The sequence below is a fragment of the Nonomuraea sp. NPDC049784 genome (assembly GCF_040659615.1).
Classification (GTDB): domain Bacteria; phylum Actinomycetota; class Actinomycetes; order Streptosporangiales; family Streptosporangiaceae; genus Nonomuraea.
The window spans coordinates 1-1,996 of record NZ_JBFAMX010001086.1; the positions used below are offsets into that span (position 1 = coordinate 1).

Annotated in this window: 2 protein-coding genes and 1 pseudogene; 1 reads left to right on the forward strand and 2 read right to left on the reverse strand. The window is 74.9% G+C overall.

Annotation, left to right across the window (positions count from 1 at the left end):
- Window positions 1-332 (forward strand): annotated as a pseudogene (locus AB0J09_RS63500) (hypothetical protein); the annotation flags it as partial.
- A 131-nt stretch (window positions 333-463) separates the two neighbouring features.
- Here the strand turns inward: AB0J09_RS63500 and AB0J09_RS63505 are convergent.
- Together AB0J09_RS63505 and AB0J09_RS63510 are read right to left on the reverse strand one after the other, a co-directional pair.
- The gene (locus AB0J09_RS63505) at window positions 464-1,273 is read right to left on the reverse strand and encodes a TIGR03619 family F420-dependent LLM class oxidoreductase (protein WP_360714029.1); all 810 of its coding nucleotides are present in this window, start codon (window positions 1,271-1,273) and stop codon (window positions 464-466) included.
- Window positions 1,270-1,996, reverse strand: a 727-nt coding sequence (locus tag AB0J09_RS63510) for an acyl-CoA dehydrogenase family protein (RefSeq protein WP_360714031.1), incomplete at its 5' end; no start/stop codon positions are given. The genes AB0J09_RS63505 and AB0J09_RS63510, both read right to left, overlap by 4 nt.

Consider the following 1,996-nt stretch of genomic DNA (forward strand, 5'->3'; position numbering starts at 1 on the left):
CCGTCGACGAGTCGGCGGCCTTCGCCGCCGACCTCCCCCTGCGCGGCCGCCGCCACCGCAGACCGGCGCCCGGCCCTCAAGGGGTCCACGTCGGCGGTGCTCAGGACCATCCGCCGGCCGGCCGCCGCCACGCCACCCCCACCGCCACCACCGCCTTCCCGCCGTCGCCCCGGCGCGACGACGACCGCGAGTTGGTCGGCGCGGGCACGAGCGCCACACCCCAGCCGGACATGAGTGCGGCAGCCCAGCCGGGCGGCAGGAGCAGCGCCTCCGGCCATGCGGCCAGGAGCGCCCCGGGCCAGCCCAGAAGGCGGGGACGGCACCGCGCGTGACCGACCTCGGCGCCCGGCAGAATCCGTAGTCGGCAGCGAAGGCGACCAGCCAGGTCACAGTCCGCAATCGGCGGCGACGGCAGCCGGCCGGGGTAACAATCCGCAGTCGGCGGTAAAGGCGGCCGGCCGGGTCACAACCCGTAGTCGGCGGCGAAGGCGGCCAGCCGGGACACCGCGTCCCGGCTGCGCGTCCAGGGACGTACGATCAGGCGTTCCACACCCAGCGCCGCCCAGGCCGGCACCTCGTCGGGCGAGGCCAGCGAGTACGCGTGCGCGGTCACCGGCACCCCCGCCCCCAGCCGGTCGAGCTGCGGCTTGATCGACTCGAGAGTGTGCGGCATGCTGATCCACCCGTCACACAGCCGGGCGGCCCGGCGCAGCGCGGCGGCCGACTCCCCGCCCGCGAGCACCGGCAACCGCCGCTGCACCGGCTTGGGCTCGAAGGCGACCTCGGGAAAAGAGTAGAACCTCCCGGAATGGGCGACCACGGGCTCGCTCCAGAGCCGCCTGACCACCTCGATCGCCTCGTCCAGCCGGGCTCCCCGAGTGCGGAACTCGACTCCGGCCGCCTCCCACTCCCCCCGGTACCAACCCGCGCCGACCCCGCAGATGGCCCGTCCCGACGAGACCACGTCGAGGGTGGCGAACGCGCGGGCCGACACGAAGGGGTGGCGCAGGGCGAGGAGCTGCACCGCCGTACCGAGCTTGACGCGGGAGGTGAGGGCGGCGAGCCAGCAGAGGTACGCGGGCGCGTCGAACAGCGGCGTCGTGGGTTTGATCCCCGGCTCGGACGTGCCCGGATAGGCGGCCGACGACAGGTCGGTGGCGAAGACGAGGTGTTCGGGCAGCCACACCGACTCGAACCCCAGCTCGTCCGCCGCCACCGCCACGTCCTTCCACGCGGCCGGATGCAGCAGCCCGAGCGGCACGCCGAACTTCACGGATACCTCCGCAGGTCATCGGCCATCACGGCGGCACGCAGGCGTTCGCGGTGGACGGCCGTGGTGCCGTACGCGGAGGACAGCGACCAGGCCCGCGCGAGCCAGAACCGCAGATCCAGCTCCTCCGTGTACCCGATCGCCCCGTGCACCTGCAACGCCACCCGAGCCGCCAGGACGGCGGCCTCGCCCGCGGCGGCCTTGGCCGCGCTCACGTCACGGTCAACGCCGGGGACGGCCCGGTCCACCGACAGGGCCGCCCGGTGTACCAGCGGCGCGGCGAAGTCGGCCGCGATGGCCACGTCCGCGAGCTGGTGCTTGACGGCCTGGAACGACCCGATGGCCGCGCCGAACTGCTTGCGCACCCGCGCGTACGCGACGGTGACCGCGAGCAGCTCCCTGGCGACCCCGATGAGCTGCGCGGAGGTCGCCACCGTGGCCCGCCGCAGCGCCGGCACGGCCGAGCCGCCCAGTTCCTCAGAGGCGTCGAAGGACACCTCGAACAACCGCCTGCACGGATCCACCCCGGGGCGGGGCGCGAGGCGTACGGACTCCCTGGCGACCAGGCGCAGGCCGCCGGCCCGCGCCACCACCAGCAGGTCGGCCAGGTCGGCGTCCGCCGCGTACGCCTGCCCCGGCGGCACCACGCTGACGCACACCTCGCCCGAGGCCAGCTTCGGGTTGTCCGGCAGCAGGTACGGCGCCGCCACGGCCGTCTCGACGACC